Here is a 19,075-nt window from a genome sequence, read left to right as displayed (position 1 = left end):
GAGGCGTCCCTGGTCGACGACCATCAGGGCGCGGCCGAGGCGGAGGTCGCCCTGGCTGGAGTCGATGCCGGGGCCGGAGTCGTAGCGGTCTGGGCGGTCTGGGTCGAAGGTGTTGTAGCCCATGCCGCCGCGCCAGTCGGTGAGGGCCCAGACGGATGCGCGGGCGAGATCGCCGTAGCCGGCGTCGCCCTGGCGCTGCTTGGGTGCGAAGGGGCTGGCGACGGCCTTGCGGTAGCTGGCCTCGTCGATGAGGTAGCCCTGGCCATCGAGGGTGAGGTGGTAGGTGGCCATGGGCTACGCCCAGCGCCCCGTCTTCACGCTCGCCCGGAGGCCTCCGGCACAGCTCAGGACAGGCCCGCCGAAGGGCACGAGCCCCCTCCATCCGTCATCCTGAGGGCGCAGCCCGAAGGATCTCGCGAGCCACAGTTGCTTCGCTTCGCTCAGCATGACAGGCGCGCCCGCCTGCCCTCGTCCGCTCGCCCGGAGGCCTCCGGCACAGCTCAGGACAGGCCCGCCGAAGGGCACGAGCCCCCTCCATCCATCATCCTGCAGGACAGGCCCGCCGAAGGGCACGAGCCCCCTCCGTCCGTCATCCTGAGGGCGCAGCCCGAAGGATCTCGCGAGCCACAGATGCTTCGCTTCGCTCAGCATGACAGGCGCGCCCCTAACCGGCAGGTCGCAAACGGGGAAGCCCATCACGCAAGCTCCACGATGGCGAGCTGGCTCTTGAAGGCGGTGCTGGGTTCCATCGTTCCGCTCCACTGTCCGGTGAGCTCGAGGGTCTGATCGGTGGTGCTGTCGATGGCCAGCGAATCGTCCCCGGAGCCCTGCCACGCCGCCACTCGGCTGGTGGTGGGCGGGTTCGCCACCAGCCCCGCCGCCCCCTGGTAGAAGTCGGACCGGCCGTAGGCGCGCTGGGCGTTCGTGGCCCCTGCGGCGAAGAGCACGGCCTCGAGGCGGACGATGCCTGTGGTGGTGCCGCTGGCGACGGCGTGGATGATGATGGCGGCGGTGGCGCCGCCGTATTTGAGGCGGAGGGTGAGGTTTCGGGCGGTGCCCGTGCCCTGCACGACGGTCCCGGCCATGGACACGCGCAATAGGCCGGTGGTGCCGAGGGCGCCGCCTGGGACGGTGAGGCTGTAGAGCGAGGTCTCCGCGGTGGTGTTCCCCAGCGTGACCTGGCTGGTCGAGCGGCCCAGTACCGTTATGCCCGAGCTGGTGACGGCACCTGCAGCCTGGACCCAGCTGGCGCCGCTGTCGCGATAGAGCGTGCCGCCGTTCGTATCGGTGGCGAGGTAGAGGCGGCCGGCGAGCCCCGCCGGTGGACGAGCGGCGAGGCTGCCGGCCATGACGGCGTGGGTGGCGAGGGTACGGGCGCCGGCGAGGTCTGGGCAGGGCGCCAGCAAGAGATATGACGGCTCGATCATCGCGGGCTCGACCTGCCGGCCGCGGCATTCGCCACCGAGTAGAGGCCCGACGCGGCCAGACCCACGGCCGCGCCCTGGAGAATGGCATCGTAGAGGCCCTGGGCCCCCGTCCCGGTGGTCAGGTACGCGCCTATCGAGGCGGCGGTCCCAACGGCGAGGCTCGCCAGGGCCGCGTACCGCGGCTGCACGATGCCCGCGCGCTTGAGCGCCTCGATGAATCCCGTGATGAGCGGGACCGTCACAATCGCTGGATTCGAATTCATGGGCCTCCTCTCCCACAATCGTTTCCTCCGACCCTTCAGAAGCCGCCCGATTGAAGGCGGGCTTGCTCCCGCCGAGCTGGCGGGGCGAAGGGTCGGCGATTCGGCGCGGGCGCGCCGAGGAGGTCCCTGCACGACCCCTCGACGCGCTCGCGCTTCGCTCAGGGCGTCACGTGTATCGCTCCACGACGATCGTGTGGATCAGCGACGCGCCGTCGACCGCGCCCGCCGTGGGGTTGTGCAGTCGAATCCGCAGCGTATCCGCCGCGGACACGTCCATCTGGCTGATGACCAGCCCCGCCTCGAGCGCGTTGTTCACCGTGCTCCCCCCGCGAACGACGTCGGTCGTGAGGAGCCCGGTCACGCTCACCGTATCGTTGCGCGCCGTCGTCGCCGCCAGCGACGCCGGGTCATAGGTCACCTGGGCGCGCAGGAAGAGCGGCCCGTGCCGCAGCACGTTGAACGCCAGCGTGTCGGTCGTCACCGCCTTGCCCACGCGCTGCAGGATCGTCAGCGTCGCCGATGCCGCGGGCGGCGTCGGCGCGTAGCTGCCCGCCGTGGTGGACAGGTAGTAGCTGCTGCCCGCCGTGAACGGCGCGTCCGGATCGTAGAGCACGCCCGCCTGGCACACCGCCACGGACCCGCCGGCCGGCTGGGTCTCCATGGCCACGAACTCGGCCGCCACGCGCGCGTCGGCGTCCGCGAGCACCCAGTTGCTCCCATCGAACCCGATGAGGTCGCCGACGTTGCACGAGACGCTTGCCCCGAGCGTGACGCGCGTCACGCCCGAAGCGTGGAGAATCGTCGGGGAAGAAGCCATGTCTCAGATCCTTTCTGCCATCCGGAGCCTAGCTGGCGTTGATGGAGCGCAGCCGCGCGATCGCCGAGTCCCGCATGAGGGCGAGCCCCACATACCAGCGGATGCGCACACGGCTCGCGTCCTTCGTCTCGAGCTGGCCGATGTCCACCACCTCGATCGCCCCGTTCTGCAGGCCGCACAGGCCATCGGACTCCGAGAAGTGGATGGCGTACATGCTCGAGAGCGCTGAGCCTCCCCCCGAGCCCGTCTCCGTGTCAGGCTGGAAATCCGACACGTACACGGGAATGCCGTCGTACATCATCACCTGCGCCCCGAACGCCGTCGTGCCGCTCTCGACGTAGTGCGCCGACGCCTGGAGCAGGCTCTTCAGCTTGCGGCGCGTCCGCCGGCTCATCAGCAGGATGTCCGGCTTCCCACCCTTCACCAGATCGATGAGCTGGTCGACCAGGGCCAGCGTCAACGCTCCGCCGGTCGCCCCGACCTCGAGGGTTTGGGCGGAGCTGGCCAGCTTGACCAGCCCGTCGAAGCTGTTGGTATCCACCGAGCTGTCGCCGGTGATCACCGTCTGCTCGAAGGCGCGAGCGACGCTCTTGGCCTTGAGCTGTGTCTGGATCGCCCGCTGGTCCTGAATGCTGGACCGCGTGCGCTGGATGAAGTTGTCGACGTCGGCGTCCCCGCCCAGGATGGAGAGGTTGGCCGTCTTCTGGGTGAAGGTGGCCGTGCCCTCGGTCCACACGGCGTTCACGGCGTAGAAGCTGGCGCCGCCCAGGGTGTTCTCCTGGTTGTATTTGAATGAGTTCCCCTCCACTGTCAGAAAGGGGAGGTACGCAAAGATGGGCGACTCCTCGATGATCGTCTCGATCACGCCCCGCTGGAGCATGTCGGTGGAGAGCTTCGCGCTCTCCGCAAGCGTCAGCGCCATCGGCTCATCTCCTCTGAGTAACCGGTCGGCTGGATCGGCGAGACGGCGACGCCACCCCGCCGACCCAGCGCCTCTTCCTTACTTGTTCGCCAGCGCCTCGGAAACGGCCGCGGCCACGGCGGCGCCGATCGCCTTCAGACTCGTCTCGTCGAGGGTCATCGTCCGGAGGATCTCCGCCTCACCCGCCGCCTGGGCCGGCTCCTCGTTCCACTGGTGGTCGATGGCGAGGTCGCTGTGGCGCGTCGCCTGCTTGCCCACCAGATTCGCCGTCTCCACGGCGTTCTGCAGCGCCTGATTGGCGATCGCCTGGCGCTGGTTGTCGAACTGCTGCGCATCAGACATCAGCTTGTGGAACACGAGCCGCTGCTCCCGGATGGACTCCAGCGACTCCTGCTGATACTCGTCGTAGGTGCGCTTCACGTTGGCCTGCCAGGCCAGGTTGGTGTACTCCTCGTGTGCGGCGTTGCCGGCATGCGCCTCGGTCATCCTGCTCGCTCCTTCTGTCGTCTCACTCATCGATGGTTGCGGCTCAGCGCGGCGGTGATCTTGGCGATGGGGCTCAGATCCTCCGCGCTGGGCTCGAGGCGGGGCGACGCGCCCACGGGGATCACCGTCGCGCCCAACTCGCGCCGCGCAGCCTCCAGCGCTCGGCCGTAGGCCGCCCGGGCGACCTCGACGCTGGCGTCCAGCTCCTCGATCGTGCTGCCGGCCACCAGCTCCTCCACGATCTGCCCGGCGTGCTCGGCGAGGATCGCCCGGCGGTGGGCCTCGACCCATCCGCGCTGCGCGTCGGAAGCCGCCGCGCGCAGGGCGGTCGCCTCACGCTCGTGCTCCTGCTGGACGACCGCGAGCTGCGCGCGCAGAGCTGCGATCTCCGCCTCCACCTCACCCCGCTCGCCCACATCCTCTCGCTCGCCCACATCCTCTCGCTCGCCCACATCCTCCCGTTTGCCCACATCCTCCCGTTCGCCCACATCCTCCCGTTCGCCCTGAGCTTGTCGAAGGGCGTCCGTTCGTGGTTCGACGGGCTCACCATGAACGGTCAGAGCTGTGCTCTCTCCCATGCATCTCCCCCTTTGCGTTCATCCGGCCCAGCTCAGCGTCCCGGTCCGCACGCGCCGCTTTCGTTCCTCCATGAGGTCCCGCGCCTCCTGCTCGTAGAGCGTCGCCACGTCGGAAGCGCTCGCCCCGCGCTGGCGCTCGAATCGCTGGCGCTTCGCCTCATCCAGGGTGATCCACCGCAGCGCCCGTGCCACCGTGAGCCGCAGCAGGATGTCGTCGTCGCTCGCGGGCGTCTCCAGCGTGTCGCCATCCGCCGCTGGCTCCGCGTAGCGCGCCAGATAGTCCAGGCGAACGGCCTCTCCCGAGGCCGAGGGCGCGGGGTTCAGCTCCAGGTTGCCCGCGAAGGCGCCGTAGCTGCCGCCGCTCTCCGCTCCCACCTCGCCCTGCGTCTGTCGGAGGGCGAGCCGAGGGCTCCACGGCACGCCCGCCGGGTACTCCACCCGCAGAACGCGCTCGAGGTTGGCAGGCAGGGCATAGGCCGCCTGGTCCGCCACAGTGGTGATCGTCGCCGTCGCCTCCTTGGGGAGCGTGCGTCCATACAGACGGACCGCCTCGGCGATCCACTCATTCAGGAGTGCGTCGGCCCACAACTGCGTCCCACCGGCGTCGCCGAGCTCCTGCCGAACCAGCGACCGCAGCCCGGCGCGCGTGGTCACGAGCCCGCTCCCGCTGCGCCTGGCGCTCCATGGCGTCCACCAGCCAGTCCACGAAGCCGCTCAGCCAGCCATAGGTCCGCTCGCCGCATAGGAGACAGAACCGGTCGCCGTCCTCGTCGGGAAACATCGGCCCCGCGCATCGCCCGCATCGTGTGCTCACCTCCGTGTCTCTCCACGTCCTGCTCATCGTCTCGCTCATCTCTGGATCAGCCCTGGTCGAGCTGGCGCACGGCCGTAGGCCATCTGACGAAACGGCCATCCTGAGGGCGTCTGACGAAACGGCCATCCTGATGGCGTCTGACGAAACGGTCATCCTGAGGGCGAAGCCCGAAGGATCTCGCCTGACAACAATGCTTCGCCGCGCTCAGCATGGCGCCCCTCACAGCACCGTCCTCGGCGGATCGAGAAAGGCCCGATCCGCTCGGACGCGCTCCAGCTCGACCTCCGGGTCCAGATCGCCCAGGGCCTCCATCGCCCCGCGGTGCGAGCGCAATCCCCCCTGCACCAGACTCAAGTTCCGCTGTGCGTCGGCGTCGTCGTCGCGCGGGAGCATCTGCGGCCAGATCACCTGGGCGCGGTACGGCGCGAACGCCCCGGGCGCGCGGCCGGGTTCGAACCGCTCGACGAGCGTTAGCACCATGCGCGCGCATCGGCGCAGCGCCGCGCTCCAGCCCACCCGCTTGCGCAGCGTGCGATGGACCAGCGGCTGCAGCTCGGTCTCCAACGCCACGCCCGAGAGCAGGCGGCCGGAGTCGCCGAAGCTCGTTCGCGGCGTCTCGGACACGTCGTAGATGGCTCGGAGCACGCGCTCGATGTGGTCCTGGAGGGCAGGCGCGTTGCCCCGCCACTCCAGGAGCGCCACGTCGGCGTCGCGCGGGAGGTCCCACACCGTTCCCGGGCCGACGGGCAGGTCCGAGTGCTCCTCGATGCCGCGAAACACGACCGGCGGGTCCGCGTGGTAGCGAATCAGGTCGGCCTGGTCGCTCATGCGCTCGTCCAGCTCGCGGTTCAGCGCGATGAGCTGCGCCAGGTCCGACACGCCCCAGGCGCTATTCGGGGGCTGGAGGTTGGCCACGTGCACGAAGGGGATGAACCCGTAGGGGTTCGGCCCATCTCGCACGACCTGGTCTCCCACGACGAGCTGGAAGCGCGCATCGGTCCATCGCTCGATGGTGTCCAGCATCGCCGGGGCCGCCGCGCTCCCGCTCGGCGCGGGGCCTCGAGTCACGCCGAAGCGCTCGGCGGCCTCGGCCGCGCTGACGCGCCCGGCGAGGACGACCTCGCGGAGTGTGGCGATATCGTCGCTCGCCCAGGTGGGAAAGAAGCAGAAAGGATCCACGTTCACCACGCGCACGCGCCCCGCCGCGTCCCAGAGGACCTTCAGCACGGCGTCGCCCAGCACCGAGGCGTTCGTCGCGGCCTGGAGCAGCACCAGATCCAGGTCGTTCTCCTCGGCGATGCGATTCAGGAGCCGCTCGGCCGCGCGCGCCTTTTCCTCCCCCGCCCCGGGTGCCCCCTCTCCCGCCCGCGCCTTGTCGGCGCGGCCGGCCTCTCCCCCCAGAGGGGGGCGAGGCAACGGAAGGGCTCCCTCTCGTGCCACGGCGGGAGAGGGGGGTGAACTTGCACCCTTCCCTGCCGCAGCGGGGGAGGGTGGGGTGGGGGCAGCCTCCTCGCGCTCGACGGGGACGGAGAACCGCACGCCGCGGCCGAAGAGGTACGCGACGCCCTTGTCCGCCACGGCCCGGGCGTAGTTCACCACGAGGCTCGTTCGCCCGCGGCGGGGCCGAGTGAAGTGCGTCCCGTCGTAGAAGTCGAGCAGGTCCTGGTATCCGCGCAGCCGCCCGGCGTCGCGCGCCCGGAGCTGCGCCAGCAGTGCGAGCCCCGGCTCATCCGGACCCTGTCGACGGGGAAGGGGCAGGGCGCGGGCGATCATCCTCATCGCGCGGCCCTCAGCCCGCGGGCGACGCGGGGCTGCGTCCCGGCCGCGGCTTCCACCGCCAGCGCGAGGGACATCAGCAGGTCGTCGTGGCCCTCGCGCGGGTCGACGAAGAAGGAGAGGCGCTGGTTCTCGTGCAGCGTGGACTGCGCGAGGCGCATCTCTTCCCAGAACTCCGCGCTCTCCGGGGACGCCGTGGAGCCGGGCTTGCCGCCCTCCGCGTACATCTTCAAGCGGCCGCCGTTGATCGCCCCCAGCAGCCCGTAGCCCAGGGCGCTCTTCGAGGCCGCGGTGAAGAGGAACGGCCGCGCCACGCCCGGCAGGGCGCCGACCAGGAAGCTCGCCACCCCGGCGCCGACGCCGGTGGCGTCGATCACCACGGCGCGGCAGCCCCAGACGTGCTTCAGCAGGTCGACGAGCTGAGGGAACAGCTCGCGGTGCTTCCGTCCCGTCCACCAGTAGTGCTGAACGATGTGAATCGTGGGTTCTGCCAGAGAGGCACGAGGCGCGAGCCGCACCGGCTCGGGAGAGAAGGCCGCGCCACTATCCCCGCGGTCCTCTTCCCCCCTCGCGGAGGAGCCGCCTCCAGTGCCTCCCTCCCCCCTCGCGGGGGAGCCGCCTCCAGTGCCTCCCTCCCCCCTCGCGGGGGAGGGTCGGGGTAGGGGGGCCCACGTGACGGCGCAGATGGTGACGGCGGTCGAATCCTTGCGCGGCTTGAGCGACCGGAGGGCAGAGTCCTCCGCCTGCTCGTCCTCCCCCGCCACGTCGATCCCGGCGACGTAGAGTCCCCTCTCCCCCGCGGAATCGGGCGCGGGCCGATCACCGAAGAGTCCCCTGTCCCCCACGCGTGGGGGACAGGGGGAGGGTGAGGGGGCTATCTCTCCCCTCCCCCCTTGCGGGGGAGGGTCGGGGAGGGGGGTACCCCCCGGGCTCGCCAGCCGCGGATGCTCGCCCCGAAGCTGAGCGAGCTGCGTCTCCGAGAGGAAGCGGCCCCCGTTCTCGACGGCGTCGAGCAGATACTGGGTGCGGACCAGCGGGTGCTCCGGCCCCATCCGCGCCATCTCCGCCTCGACATAGGCGCGGTAGTCTGGGTTGTGGGCCGCCACCACGTACCAGGGGTAGCGAAAGTCGCGGCGCTCGCCGTCCGCCGCTTCCAGGCGCACGTTCTCGCGGCGCGCCCGCTCCAGCAGGGTGTCGGCCGTCCAGGCCGTCCCATAGAGCACCGTCGTCACGTTCGTCGTGGCGCCCATGGGGCGGAAGTCCTTCAGGTACTTCTCCTCGTCGAAGTCCTGCGCCTCATCGACCTCGAGGAGGAGGCTGGCGGTGGCGCCGACGACGTGGCTCTCCGGCTCGCCGGAGAAGAAGGAGACGCGCGCGCGGCCGAGCTGGATCATCGAGCCGAGCTGGCGTGTCCAGCGGCCGCGGTTCAGGCCGTTCTCCAGCGTCCGCTCGAGCCGCAGGATGCTGTTCACGATCTGCGGACGGAAGGTGGGCGCGGCCTTGACCACGACGCCGCCGGTGCGCTGGAAGAGATTGAGGAGGTACGCCTCGAGCTGGGCGGAAAGCTCGTTCTTGCCGGCCTGGCGGCTCATCATCACGGTGAAGGTTCGGCCGCGATGGTGGAGAACGGAGTCGAGAATCGCCCGAGCCGGCTCGAGCTGATAGGGACGAAGCGGCACGCCGACGACGTGGCGGCTGAACAGCTCGATGTCGGCGAGGAGTCGGCGGAGGCCCTCCTCGCGCGGGGAGAGTAGCTGGTCGCTGGACTCGGCCACGGCATCCTCGATAGAACGTTTGTTCTAATCGAGAATAGCACGAGGCCTGGGCTTTTATCTCACCCTGCTTTGCCTACCGGGCACAAACCACGGCGCCTCGCCCGTGGTCGGCCACGTCCTTGCGTGCGTCCCAGCGGCGCCCCTCTAACCTCGCCGCTGCCCGCCGACCGCCTCCATCAGCCGCTCGAAGCTCTCGTACGGGTGCGCGCCCACCACGGCGTACCCGCCGGCCACGAACGTCGGCACCGCCGTCACGCCCAGCTCCCGCGCCGCCTCGTACTCCTGCTCCACCCGCCCCGCGTACGCCTCCTCCGAGAGCGCGCACCGGAGACCCGCCGCGTCCAATCCAAGCCCGGTCGCGATCTCGCCCAGCACGTCGGCCGAGCCGATGTTGCGATCGTCCACGAAGTAGGCGCGAAACACCTGGTGACGAAACTCCGCGCCCTTCCCCCGCTCATCGGCCCACAGGGCGGCCTGGTGCGCCGGCGCGGAATTGTACCAGTGGGTGCGCTCCCCCACCTCCAGACCCTCGGCAGCCGCCGCCTCGGCGAAACGCCCACGCCGCGCCGCCATCGTCGCCGGGTCCCAGGGGATCTTCTGACCCTCGAGCGGGATACCCGGATGCAGATCGAAGGCGTGGTAGCGTACGACTACGTCGTACTCCCGCGCCAGCCTGTCGACCCGAGCCTGGCCGACGTAGCACCACGGTCAGATGAAGTCGCTGAAGACGGTCAGCTCGATCGACACGATCCCACCCCCAAACGCAATACGATCAACGCTCGATTGTAATCGCCCCGGCACGTTTCCCGCGTGGTAAGCTTGCGGCGACGACCGCAGCGGGAGGTGATTCCGTGGGCAAGATCCGGCACATCGCGTACCGATCCGAGGACGTCGAGGCCATGGCCAATTTCTTCGTGCAGGGCCTCGAGATGGAGATCGTCCAGCGCCGATCCAACGGCGCCGTCGACCTGACCGACGGCACACTGAACATCACGATCCTGCCCATGCGCATCGCCCGCGGCGACGGCAAGGTCCCGCGCCCCGGCATCGAGCACATCGGCTTTACCGTCGCGGACGAGGCCGCCACGCGGCAGCGCCTCGAGGCGCTCGGCGCCACCCAGATGAACCGCATCGACATGGGCCCGGTGAACTACGAGGTGAAGTACACCGGCATCGAGAACATCGAGATCGACCTCGGCCACTGGGCCGGCGCGGCTCCCATCGACCCGAAGCAGAGCGCCCCGGCCCACGCCTGACGCGCCGGCGCGGCTCCCATCGACCCGAAGCAGAGCGCCCCAGCCCACGCCTGACGCGCCGGCGCGGCTCCCATCGACCCGAAGCAGAGCGCCCCAGCCCACGCCTGACGCGCCGGCGCGGCTCCCATCGACCCGAAGCAGAGCGCCCCAGCCCACGCGTGACGCGCCACCGTGGCCCCTTGGCCACTGACGGTCCCCGCCGTCGCGGCCGCTCCTCGCGGCCCTGCGATCCGTGTGCTATCCTCGGACGCTTGATCACCATCCGAGGAGGCGCAGTATGCAGACGCAGCCGCTGACCCTGAAGACCGCCATCGGCACCTACGGCCATACCCGGGCCCTCAAGGATGGCTCGATCGCACCCCAGGGCATCACCCTCGACCACGTCGAGGTCACGCCCATCATCGCGGCCTTCCGCCGGATGATCCGCAACGAGGAGTTCGACATCTCCGAGATGGCGATCTCGACCTACATCTGCGCCAAGGCCTTCAACAAGCCCTTCACCGCCATCCCGATCTTCCCGCTTCGCTCGTTTCAGCACGGCTCGATCCTCGTCAACACCCGGAGCAGGGTCTCCCAGCCCACCGACCTCGAGGGCAAGCGGGTCGGCGTCCGCGCATACACCGTAACCGGCGGGATCTGGGTGCGCGGCATCCTCGCCAACGAGTACGGGGTCGATCTCAGTAAGATCACGTGGGTGGTCCCCGACGAGGAGCACGTCCAGGAGTTCAAGCTCCCCCGCAACGTGCAGAAAGTCGCGCCGGAGACCGACCTCAAGGAGCTCCTGCTCTCGGGCGACATCGCGGCCGCCATCGGCACCGGCCCCATCGATTCACCCGACGTCGCGCCGCTGATTCCCAACGCCCAGGATGCCGCCATCTCCTTCTTCCGCCGCACGGGCGTCTACCCCATCAACCACATGGTGGTGGTGAAGAACTCCGTGCTCAAGGACCACGGCTGGGTCACGACGGCCCTGTTCGACGCCTTCGCGCGCGCGAAGCGCGAGTACCTCCAGCGTCTCAACACGGCGACGGACCTCACCCCCCAGGACGAGAACGTCGTAAAGCTGAAGGGCATGGTCGGGCCCGACCCCTTCCCCTACGGCGTCGCGGCCAACCGCGCCACCCTGTCCACGATGATTCGGTACAACGTGGAGCAGGGCGTCATCCCGCGCCGCTACGAGGTCGAGGAGCTGTTCGCCCCCAACACGCTGAGCATGGAGTAGGCTCGCACGCCCCGAGTTCGCGAAAGCGCCCGCGCTGAGCCCCTACCCCCTTGCGGGGCCAGGCTGGGATAGGGGGCCACCGGGCCTATCCTCCCGTGTACTCCACCACGTACAGCCCGCCGCTGATCCGATCGGTCACGTAGATCAGCCCGTCCGCGTCCACGTATACGTCGTTGATCTGGGGCGCCCGCTGCCCGGGTGGCGGGGGCGGGACAAAGTACCCGATCTCCGTCGGGCGATCGGCGTCGCCGATGTCCGTCACCCGCAGCCCCGCGTTGAACCACGTGGAATAGATCCGCCGATCGCTCTGGAAGCTGCCCGGGTAGTTCTCATGGATGTTGTGCGGCCCGAACCGGAGCGGCCGCTCGTCGTAGCTGGCGTACGGCGCGCCCGTCGGTGGCACCGGGCGCGGGAAGCTGCTGATGATCACCGGCTGGCGCTCGTCGCGCACGTCGATCAGCCAGATGCGCTTGTCTCCGTCTTCCGCCAGCGTGCTCTTGACGGATTCGCACACCTGCACCACGAGCCCTCGCTCCGGTAGCGGGAAGCTGGTGTGGGCGTATCCGCCATACGGCGGACTCCAGTTGATCCGGCTCACCACCTTCGGCGCGCCCATGTCCGAGATGTCGAGGATCGCCATTCCCGCGTCGGTGCACGAGACGTAGGCGCGGTCGCCGCAGGGAATCGCGCCGTGCACCTGGTAGTGGGCGTTCTCGGTCAGGGGCGTCCATGGATCCAGATCGCCATCCTTCGAGCCCGGCAGCCACCACTCACCGGCCACCCGGGGCGCGGCCGGTTCCGATAGGTCGACGATCTGATAGCCGCGAGCCCGCGCGCCCGGCAGCCACGCGGCCACGTGCGCATAGGGCGCCTCGCGAAACCACATGCGATGCACGCCACGCCCGCCCACGGGATGGAATCCGATCTGCTTTGGGTCCGTCGGGTCGTCGAGGCTGAACACGTCGATCCCGGTGACGGGTGGCACGTTCGGGAAGTCCGTGGAATAGGCGACCTGCTCGTTGTTCTGGATCAGGACGTTCCCCACGACCTGCACCTTGTGGCGGTGCGTGTTCGGCGGATGGGGGAGCTGGCGCAGCAGCCGGGGGCTCGACGGGTCCGCGCAGTCGAGGATCGAGAGCGCCATCTCGCTCGTGCCCACGTGGGCCACGTAGAGGTACCGCCCCACCTTGACGAGCTGCATCCCGTCGCCGTGCCCATCCAGGTCGTGGTATCCCACCAGCCGCGTGTTCCACGTGTCGCACGCGGCCTGCATCGATCGGAGGTCTGCAAGCGTTCGCATGGATGGGCACCTCCTTCCACGCTTACTCAAAGCTCGGGCGCGTCGCCGGCACCGCAAGCATACGATCGATCGCCACCCGCGCGCGCGATGCGACCTCGCCGGGCACCTCGACGCGCGGCGCCAGGTCGCGCAGCGTGTTCCGCAGCTTCAGGGGCGTGATCATCTTCATGTATCGGCACACGGCGCCCGGATCCGCCGCCTCGAAGGACTTTTCGGGCAGCTCCTTGCGAAGGCGGTGGAGCATGCCGGTCTCCGTCGCCACGAGAAAGCGACTTCGCGGCGACGATCGCGCGTGGGACAGCATCTTCTCGGTGGACAGCAGGAACGAGCGCGTCGAGCCGATGACACCACCCGAGCGCGCCCACACCATCTGCGCGGTGCAGCCGCACTCCGGGTGGATGAGGAGATCCACCTCCGGGTCCGCCGCCCGGCGCCGCTCGATCTCGTCCGGGCGGATCCCGGCGTGGACGTGGCACTCGCCCATCCACACGTGCATCGTCCGTCCCGTGGCCCGCTCCACGTGCGCGCCGAGAAACATGTCCGGCAGGAACAGGATCTCGCGATCGGCAGGAATTGACCGGACGACCTCTTCCGCGTTGCCAGAGGTCACGCAGTAGTCGCTCTCCGCCTTCACCGCCGCGCTCGTGTTCACATAGGCGACGACCACCGCGCCAGGGTGCTCGGCCTTCCACGCGCGAAGCTGTCCCACGGTGATCGAGTCCGCCAGCGAGCAACCGGCGGCGCGGTCGGGGATGAGCACCACGCGGTCCGGGCAGAGGATTTTGGCGGTCTCCGCCATGAAGTACACGCCGCACATGACGATCACGTCCGCGTCGGTCCTGGCCGCCGCCTGGGCGAGGCCGAGGGAGTCGCCAACGTAGTCGGCCACGTCCTGGATCTCGGGGACCTGATAGTTGTGGGCCAGGATCACGGCGTTCCGCTCCGTTCTGAGGGCCCGAATCTCTTCGAGAAGGCTGCCCGTGTCAACGCTTCCGTTGAGCGAAACGCCCAACGACGACTCGGCACCGTGGAAGCCATGTTCCTGGAGGGCCATATCATCACCTCCGTCGACGATTTTTGATATGAATGAGCAGAATTCGTCGCCGCGTTTCCTCCCAAGGCGACCGACGTGCGCTACCAGGGAAGCTCGCGCGCCCAGGTGCCCGTCAAGGGGCCGCTGAAGCGAAAGAGATCGCCCGGTCTGCCCCGACCCTTCGCCTGCGCCCGCTCCCCGACGGGAACGAGCATGCCCCGCTCGATGAGCCGCCCGAAGAGCTTGCGCATGTTCGAGGTGCTCAGGTGCATGACGTCGGGATCCCGGATCGCCGCGTATGCGGCCCGTAGCTCGGATATCGTGAAAACTGGTGGGAGGAGCTGGAACAGCACCCAGGCGTATCGGACCTTGCCCCGTACCCGCTGGATCGCCTCGCGCAACATCGCGGCGTGGTCGAAGGCGAGGGCGTCCCAGGGGATCTCCCCCACCGGGTGCCACTCCACGGCGTCCGCCGCGGCGCTCGAGCTGAATGCCAGGTCGTCGCTCCTGACCAGGGCGATGTGCGCGACGGAGGCGACGCGGGCCCGCGTGTCGCGGGTGGGGCTGCCGAAGGTTGCGAGCTGCTCCAGGTACCAGTCGCGCGCGTCGAGCCCGGCCTTCACGGCCAGCGCGCGCCGCGCGGCGCCGTCGAAGGTCTCGTCCGCCTCAACCAGCACCCCGGGCAGCGCGTAGCGCACGCCCTCGCTCCCCGCACTGGCGACATCTCGCAGCTCCACGGCATGGCGCATCCTCGGCTGCGGCGGGTGGCCTGCATCGGATTGCCGCACCAGGAGCACCTGCCACGATTGCTCGACAGGAGCCGGCCGCAGCGTGAACACGACGACGTCCACGGCCAGCAAGGCCGTGGGGGTGAGCGTCACCTCATCCAGCGCGTTCATGGTTGGTATTGTACTCTGGCGGAGCAAAATTCCCCGTCTCGCGAAGCGCCCGCCCTGGGCCCGCGGTCAGTTGCCCCGGAAGAGCTGCATTGCCTCGGTGCGCCGACGGTACTCGATGATCTGGGCGATGGTGATGACCGGAAGCTGGTACCGCTCCGCGAAGGGCTCGAGCTGTCCACGCCGCGCCATGGTCCCGTCGTCGTTCATCACCTCGCAGATCACCGCGGCCGGATAACACCCGGCCAGCCGCGCGAGATCGACCGCCGCCTCCGTATGCCCGGGCCGGGTCAGGACCCCACCCTCCTCGTACCGCAATGGGAACACGTGGCCGGGACGAATGAGGTCCGTCGGCTGCGTCCGCCGGTCGATGAGGGCGCGGACCGTCTTCGCTCGGTCCTCCGCGGAGATCCCGGACGTGACCCCCTCCCGCGCGTCCACCGAGACCGTGAACGCCGGCAGGTCGCTGGTGCGCCGCGGCCCCGCCATCAACGGCAGCTCCAGCTCATCCAGTCGGGAGCCCAGCATCGGCACGCAAACCAGCCCGCGCGCCTGCGTGGCCATGAAGGTCACTGCGGCGGCGTCCACGCGATTCGCCGCGATGGCCACGTCGCCCTCGTGCTCGCGCTCGTCGTCCACGATGAGGACGAGCTTTCCCGTCGCAAACGCGGCGATCACGTCGTGGACGTGGGTGACAAGCTCGATAAGGGCCAAGCGGCTACCTCGCAGCACGCACGTGCCAGAACGCGAGTTTCACCAACGTTGGTTCCACGCCTTGCCTCGTCTATACGTGTTGCACGCGAGAGTATAGGCTACACAACCGAGCGCCGACGCCATGGCGCGTCTCAGATACCGTAAGACTGCCTGCCACGTTCGCGGTACCATTGAGCTACACCAGGCATAAATCCCCATCCGAGGACGAGATCGATGGCTGTGCAGCATGACTATGATGATATTCCCGGCACCACCGTCTTCGACGCCGAGCGTTCGCGGAAAGGCTATCACCTGAACATGTTCTGCATGTCGCTCATGAAGCCCGAGAACCGTGACGCGTTCAAGTCGGATCCGGCAGCGTATCTGGCGCGCTTTCCCATGACCGAGGAGCAGCGCCAGGCGGTGCTCCGGAGGGACTGGAACGCGATGATCTATCTTGGCGGAAACATCTACTTCACGTCCAAGATCGCCGCCTGCGACGGTCTGACGTTTCAACAGATCGCCGCGGAGATGACCGGTATGACCCAGGAATCCTACGCCGAAATGATGCTGCGCGGCGGCCGCTCCATCGAGGGCAATCGCAGCAAGAAGGAGCAGGCGCGTGGCTAGGATCATCGCGGGCGCCGGGTGCTCGCACGTCCCGGCGATCGGCGCGGCCCTCGACCACGGTCGCACGCAGGACCCCTACTGGGCCCCGCTGTTCCAGGGCTTCGAGCCCGCGAAGCAGTGGTTCGCTTCGACGAAGCCCGACGTGCTCATCCTCATCTACAATGATCACGCCTCCGCGTTCTCGCTCGAGATCATCCCAACCTTCGCGCTCGGCTGCGCGGAGGAGTTCGCGCCGGCCGACGAGGGGTGGGGACCCCGTCCCGTGCCGGTGGTCAAGGGGCACCCAGAGCTGGCCTGGCACATCGCCCAATCCGTAATCCTCGACGAGTTCGACATCACCATCGTCAACAACATGCCCGTCGATCACGGACTCACCGTTCCCATGTCTCTGATGTTCGGGCAGCCCGCCGCCTGGCCGTGCCCGGTGATCCCGCTCGCCGTCAACGTGGTGCAGTATCCGCCACCCACCGGCCATCGCTGCTTCGCCCTGGGGCAGGCCATTCGCCGCGCGGTGGAGACGTTCGATCGAGACCTGCGGGTGGTCGTGCTCGGCACCGGCGGGATGTCGCATCAGATCCAGGGGCCCCGAGCCGGCCTCATCAACAAGGAGTTCGATCGGCGTTTCCTCGATAATCTCACCGCCGACCCGCAGGCCCTCGTTCGCATGCCCCACGTGGAGTACATGCGCGAGGCGGGGTCGGAATCCGTCGAGCTGGTCATGTGGCTCATCATGCGCGGTGCCCTCGACGACCAGGTCCGCGAGGTGTACCGCTTCTACCACGTGCCGGCCTCGAACACGGCCGTGGGAACCATCATTCTCGAAAATGCTCAGGCGATGAGGGAAGCATGAAAGTGTGTGTCGCCGGCCAGGGAGCGTTTGGCACGAGGCACCTCGAAGCCCTCCAGAACATCGAGGGCGTCGAGGTCGTCACCCTCACCGGCGGGAGGCCGGAGAGCACCGAGGCGGTCGCCAAGAAGTTCGGCATTCCCCACTGGACGTCGAACCTTTCGGAGAGCCTGGCCCAGCCCGGCGTGGAGGCCGTCATCCTGGCAAGCCCCACGCAAGTCCACGCGCAGCAGGCTGTGCAGTGCATGCGCGCCGGGAAGCACGTCCTCATCGAGATCCCCATGGCGGACTCGCTCGAGGACTCACGGCGGATCCTCGCCGTCCAGCGGGAGACGGGAGTCGTCGCGATGGCCGGCCACGTCCGCCGCTTCAACCCGAGCCACCAGTGGGTCCGGAAACGAATCCAGGCTGGCGAGCTGACGATCCAGCAGCTCGACGTCCAGACCTTCTTCTTTCGCCGCACCAACATGAACGCCCTGGGCCAGCCGCGAAGCTGGACGGACCATTTGCTCTGGCATCACGCGTGCCACACCGTCGATCTCTTTCAGTACCAGACGGGCGAGGTCGCATCGCAGGCATACGCCCTGCAGGGTCCTATCCATCCGGAGCTCGGCATCGCGATGGACATGAGCGCCATCCTCAAAGTCCCCTCCGGCGCCATCTGCACCCTCTCGCTTTCGTTTAACAACGACGGGCCGCTCGGCTCGTTCTTCCGATATATCTGCGACAACGGAACCTACATCGCGCGCTACGACGACCTCGTAGACGGGTACGAGCATCCCATCGACGTATCGAAGGTCGACGTCTCCCTCAACGGCGTTGAGATCGAGGACCGCGAGTTCTTCGCTGCGATCAAGGAGGGACGGGAGCCCAACTCCAGCGTCGCCCAGTGCCTGCCCGCGATGGAGACCCTCGACCGCCTGGAGCGCATGCTGTGACGGCGGTTCAGAACCAACGAGGCGCGCTCCATCGCGTTCAGCTCACCGTGAACGGCGAGCCACGAGCGGAGGATGTGGAGGCGAGGCTCCTCCTCGTTCAGCTCATCCGAGAGCGCCTCGGGCTCACCGGGACCCACATCGGGTGCGACACGAGCCAGTGCGGGGCGTGCACGGTGCTGCTGGATGGACGGGCCGTGAAGTCCTGCACGATCCTCGCCGTACAGGCGCAGGGTCGCGAGATCACCACGATCGAAGGCCTGGCTCCCCGGGGAACGCTTCACCCGGTGCAGGAGGGGTTCCGAGAAGAGCACGGACTCCAGTGCGGCTTTTGCACACCGGGCATGATCATGAGCGCCGTGGCGCTCCTGCGCGCGAATCCGGACCCATCGGACGCGGAGATCGCGCACGCCCTCGAAGGAAACATCTGCCGTTGCACCGGCTACGTGAACATCGTGAAGTCAGTGCGGTGGGCAGCGCAGCGGCTGCGAGGCCAGCATGTACCCGGCTAGCTTCACCTACGTCGCGCCCCGCTCCCTGGAAGAGGCGTTGGACCTGCTGACTCGGCTGTCCGGCGAGGCCAAGCTGCTGGCAGGCGGCCACAGTCTGATCCCGGCCATGAAGCTTCGCCTCTCCGAACCGGGTTCGCTCATCGATCTCGGCCGCGTTCCCGAACTTGCCGGCGTTCGCGTCGACGGGGAGACGCTCGTCATTGGAGCGTTGACGGTGCACGCCGACCTCGCTGAGTCTCCCCTCGTGCGCCAGCATCTGCCAGGCCTCGCCGACGCGGCGAGCCTGATCGGCGACGTGCAGGTCCGGAACCGCGGGACCATCGGCGGGAGCGCCGCCCACGCGGACCCGGGCGCCGACGAGCCGGTCATCCTCACGGCCCTCGACGCGACCTTCGCGCTCGCCTCGGCCAATGGCCGCCGATTCGTCCAAGCCGACGAGTTCTTTACCGGGTTTTTCACGACAGCCCTCGCGCCGAACGAGATCCTGACCGAGGTCCGCATCCCCATCCCGCCGCGAAACGTGGCGACTGCCTACGCCAAGCTCGGGCATCCGGCTTCGGGCTACGTTCTGGTGAGCGCGGGCGCGCTGGTTCGACGGGCCCCGAACGGCGCCTTCGAGTCCGCCAGGATCGCGCTGGGCGGGCTCGGCGGCGGTCCAACGCGCGCACGCGGCGTCGAGGAGGCGCTACAGGGCGCGCCCGTCACGCCGGACGCCATCGCCGCGGCCGCCAGCCGCGCAGCCGAGGGCACGGACCCAGACGACGACCCCTACGCCAGCGCGGAGTACAAGCGCCACCTCGCCACAGTCCTGGCTCGGCGCGCCATCGAATCGGCCGTCGCCCGGCTCCCCGCGTGAGGCTCGGCCGGCGATGACGAAGTCCATCGAACGGGCG

The 19,075-nt window shown here is 68.8% G+C and carries 23 protein-coding genes; 8 read left to right on the top strand and 15 right to left on the bottom strand.

The features are described 5' to 3' along the window. From VFC51_16345 to VFC51_16295, 11 genes are all read right to left on the bottom strand, one after another. Window positions 1–291 (bottom strand): hypothetical protein (locus tag VFC51_16345; GenBank protein HZT08594.1); only part of this gene is annotated, 291 nt, incomplete at its 3' end. A gap of 404 nt (window positions 292–695) precedes the next feature. Then, the gene (locus VFC51_16340; GenBank protein ID HZT08593.1) at window positions 696–1,427 is read right to left on the bottom strand and encodes a hypothetical protein; all 732 of its coding nucleotides are present in this window, start codon (window positions 1,425–1,427) and stop codon (window positions 696–698) included. Further along, the gene (locus tag VFC51_16335) at window positions 1,424–1,690 is read right to left on the bottom strand and encodes a hypothetical protein (GenBank protein ID HZT08592.1); all 267 of its coding nucleotides are present in this window, start codon (window positions 1,688–1,690) and stop codon (window positions 1,424–1,426) included. The genes VFC51_16340 and VFC51_16335 overlap by 4 nt, the downstream gene beginning before the upstream one ends. Before the next feature lie 166 nt (window positions 1,691–1,856). After that, window positions 1,857–2,507, bottom strand: coding sequence for a hypothetical protein (locus VFC51_16330; protein ID HZT08591.1), 651 nt, complete (start codon window positions 2,505–2,507; stop codon window positions 1,857–1,859). A gap of 28 nt (window positions 2,508–2,535) precedes the next feature. Beyond that, window positions 2,536–3,429 carry a phage major capsid protein gene (locus tag VFC51_16325; protein ID HZT08590.1) on the bottom strand — a complete coding sequence of 298 codons (894 nt, stop codon included), beginning with the start codon at window positions 3,427–3,429 and terminating at the stop codon, window positions 2,536–2,538. Between the two features lie 78 nt (window positions 3,430–3,507). Beyond that, window positions 3,508–3,915 (bottom strand): hypothetical protein, encoded by a 408-nt coding sequence (locus tag VFC51_16320; protein ID HZT08589.1) that lies wholly within the window; start codon window positions 3,913–3,915, stop codon window positions 3,508–3,510. A gap of 26 nt (window positions 3,916–3,941) precedes the next feature. Beyond that, complete coding sequence (locus VFC51_16315; GenBank protein ID HZT08588.1) at window positions 3,942–4,493, bottom strand: hypothetical protein; 552 nt, start codon at window positions 4,491–4,493, stop codon at window positions 3,942–3,944. Between the two features lie 18 nt (window positions 4,494–4,511). Further along, a complete protein-coding gene (locus VFC51_16310) occupies window positions 4,512–5,147 on the bottom strand; it encodes a hypothetical protein (protein ID HZT08587.1) in 636 nt (211 codons plus the stop codon). A 379-nt stretch (window positions 5,148–5,526) separates the two neighbouring features. Then, window positions 5,527–7,086 carry a phage portal protein gene (locus tag VFC51_16305; GenBank protein HZT08586.1) on the bottom strand — a complete coding sequence of 520 codons (1,560 nt, stop codon included), beginning with the start codon at window positions 7,084–7,086 and terminating at the stop codon, window positions 5,527–5,529. Continuing rightward, the gene (locus VFC51_16300; protein HZT08585.1) at window positions 7,083–8,858 is read right to left on the bottom strand and encodes a hypothetical protein; all 1,776 of its coding nucleotides are present in this window, start codon (window positions 8,856–8,858) and stop codon (window positions 7,083–7,085) included. The genes VFC51_16305 and VFC51_16300 overlap by 4 nt, the downstream gene beginning before the upstream one ends. Window positions 8,859–9,002: 144 nt before the next feature. Next, a complete protein-coding gene (locus VFC51_16295) occupies window positions 9,003–9,530 on the bottom strand; it encodes a DsbA family protein (GenBank protein ID HZT08584.1) in 528 nt (175 codons plus the stop codon). Between VFC51_16295 and VFC51_16290 the strand changes: the two genes are divergently transcribed. The 3 genes from VFC51_16290 to VFC51_16280 all read left to right on the top strand — a co-directional run bounded on the left by VFC51_16290 (window position 9,480) and on the right by VFC51_16280 (window position 11,336). Continuing rightward, window positions 9,480–9,647 carry a hypothetical protein gene (locus VFC51_16290; protein ID HZT08583.1) on the top strand — a complete coding sequence of 56 codons (168 nt, stop codon included), beginning with the start codon at window positions 9,480–9,482 and terminating at the stop codon, window positions 9,645–9,647. The two genes, VFC51_16295 and VFC51_16290, sit on opposite strands and share 51 nt — an antisense overlap. 62 nt (window positions 9,648–9,709) lie before the next feature. Further along, window positions 9,710–10,114 (top strand): VOC family protein, encoded by a 405-nt coding sequence (locus VFC51_16285; protein ID HZT08582.1) that lies wholly within the window; start codon window positions 9,710–9,712, stop codon window positions 10,112–10,114. Between the two features lie 277 nt (window positions 10,115–10,391). Next, the gene (locus VFC51_16280; protein ID HZT08581.1) at window positions 10,392–11,336 is read left to right on the top strand and encodes an ABC transporter substrate-binding protein; all 945 of its coding nucleotides are present in this window, start codon (window positions 10,392–10,394) and stop codon (window positions 11,334–11,336) included. An 85-nt stretch (window positions 11,337–11,421) separates the two neighbouring features. Here VFC51_16280 and VFC51_16275 read toward each other — a convergent pair whose 3' ends face one another. The 4 genes from VFC51_16275 to ribB form a co-directional block, all read right to left on the bottom strand. Next, entirely contained in the window at window positions 11,422–12,636 is a 1,215-nt protein-coding gene (locus tag VFC51_16275) for a hypothetical protein (protein ID HZT08580.1), read from the bottom strand. A 22-nt stretch (window positions 12,637–12,658) separates the two neighbouring features. Beyond that, window positions 12,659–13,690, bottom strand: a complete 1,032-nt coding sequence (nadA, locus tag VFC51_16270) for a quinolinate synthase NadA (protein HZT08579.1) — start codon at window positions 13,688–13,690, stop codon at window positions 12,659–12,661. A gap of 80 nt (window positions 13,691–13,770) precedes the next feature. Continuing rightward, window positions 13,771–14,568: an NUDIX domain-containing protein gene (locus VFC51_16265; GenBank protein HZT08578.1), complete on the bottom strand. Its 798-nt coding sequence runs from the start codon at window positions 14,566–14,568 to the stop codon at window positions 13,771–13,773. Window positions 14,569–14,634: 66 nt separating this feature from the next. After that, window positions 14,635–15,279 carry a 3,4-dihydroxy-2-butanone-4-phosphate synthase gene (gene ribB / locus VFC51_16260; protein ID HZT08577.1) on the bottom strand — a complete coding sequence of 215 codons (645 nt, stop codon included), beginning with the start codon at window positions 15,277–15,279 and terminating at the stop codon, window positions 14,635–14,637. Between the two features lie 213 nt (window positions 15,280–15,492). Between ribB and ligA the strand changes: the two genes are divergently transcribed. Genes ligA through VFC51_16235 form a run of 5 tightly spaced genes read left to right on the top strand, consistent with a single transcriptional unit; the run spans window position 15,493 to window position 19,038 of the window. Continuing rightward, window positions 15,493–15,888, top strand: a complete 396-nt coding sequence (ligA, locus tag VFC51_16255; GenBank protein ID HZT08576.1) for a protocatechuate 4,5-dioxygenase subunit alpha — start codon at window positions 15,493–15,495, stop codon at window positions 15,886–15,888. After that, on the top strand, window positions 15,881–16,738 hold the full coding sequence (locus VFC51_16250) for a class III extradiol dioxygenase subunit beta (GenBank protein HZT08575.1): 858 nt from the start codon (window positions 15,881–15,883) through the stop codon (window positions 16,736–16,738). The genes ligA and VFC51_16250 overlap by 8 nt, the downstream gene beginning before the upstream one ends. Beyond that, on the top strand, window positions 16,735–17,673 hold the full coding sequence (locus VFC51_16245) for a Gfo/Idh/MocA family oxidoreductase (protein ID HZT08574.1): 939 nt from the start codon (window positions 16,735–16,737) through the stop codon (window positions 17,671–17,673). The genes VFC51_16250 and VFC51_16245 overlap by 4 nt, the downstream gene beginning before the upstream one ends. Beyond that, window positions 17,670–18,182, top strand: coding sequence for a (2Fe-2S)-binding protein (locus tag VFC51_16240; GenBank protein HZT08573.1), 513 nt, complete (start codon window positions 17,670–17,672; stop codon window positions 18,180–18,182). The genes VFC51_16245 and VFC51_16240 overlap by 4 nt, the downstream gene beginning before the upstream one ends. Next, window positions 18,169–19,038, top strand: a complete 870-nt coding sequence (locus tag VFC51_16235; protein HZT08572.1) for a xanthine dehydrogenase family protein subunit M — start codon at window positions 18,169–18,171, stop codon at window positions 19,036–19,038. Before VFC51_16240 ends, VFC51_16235 begins: the two co-directional genes overlap by 14 nt. Window positions 19,039–19,075: the final 37 nt, after the last annotated feature.

The organism is Chloroflexota bacterium (genome assembly GCA_035652535.1).
In the GTDB taxonomy this organism is placed as follows: domain Bacteria; phylum Chloroflexota; class UBA6077; order UBA6077; family SHYK01; genus DASRDP01.
Note: the sequence above shows the minus strand (reverse complement) of the source record. Positions and strands in the feature narration are given on the sequence as shown.